2 protein-coding genes are annotated in these 688 nt (G+C 49.7%); both read left to right on the top strand.

Annotation, left to right across the window (positions count from 1 at the left end; genetic code table 11):
- Nucleotides 1–466: endolytic transglycosylase MltG (mltG, locus tag ACTHS3_RS16405; RefSeq protein ID WP_440368561.1), on the top strand; the 466-nt coding region annotated here is incomplete at its 5' end.
- A 67-nt stretch (nucleotides 467–533) separates the two neighbouring features.
- On the top strand, nucleotides 534–688 hold a 155-nt coding region (locus tag ACTHS3_RS16400), incomplete at its 3' end, for a dTMP kinase (RefSeq protein ID WP_440368562.1).

The following is a 688-nucleotide window of genomic DNA, read 5'->3' as shown; positions in this document are numbered from 1 at the left end:
CCGTAAAATGCGGGAAAACCTGCAAGAAGCATGGGATGATCGTCAAAGCGGCCTGCCTTATAAAAATCCGTATGAAATGCTGATTATGGCGAGTCTGATTGAAAAAGAAACCGCACACGAAGACGACCGCGCCCATGTGGCCGCCGTATTCGTCAACCGCCTGAATATCGGCATGCGCCTGCAAACCGACCCGACTGTCATCTATGGCATGGGCGATGCATATAAGGGCAGAATCCGCAAAGCCGACCTGCAACGCGATACGCCTTACAATACCTACACGCGCAGCGGTTTGACGCCGACGCCGATTGCGCTTCCCGGCAAGGCCGCGCTTGAAGCGGCGGGTCATCCGTCTGATGAAAAATATCTGTATTTCGTCTCAAAAATGGATGGTACGGGCCTGAGCGAGTTCAGCCACAATCTTTCTGAACACAACGCTGCCGTACGCAAATATATTTTAAAGAAATAAACCAAATAGGCCGTCTGAAATATTTATAATCCCTGTTTCAGACGGCCTTTAAATTGACGATATCCATATGAAACCCAGATTTATTACCCTTGACGGTATAGACGGCGCAGGCAAATCCACCAACCTCGCCGTAATGAAAGCATGGTTTGAAAAACACCAACTGCCCGTATTGTTTACGCGAGAACCGGGAGGTACTCCGGCCGGAGAAGCATTGCGTGAAAT

The sequence above is a fragment of the Neisseria sp. P0009.S007 genome (genome assembly GCF_051962515.1).
The sequence above is the reverse complement of the archived record's forward strand: the minus strand, read 5'-3'. Positions and strand labels throughout refer to the sequence as shown.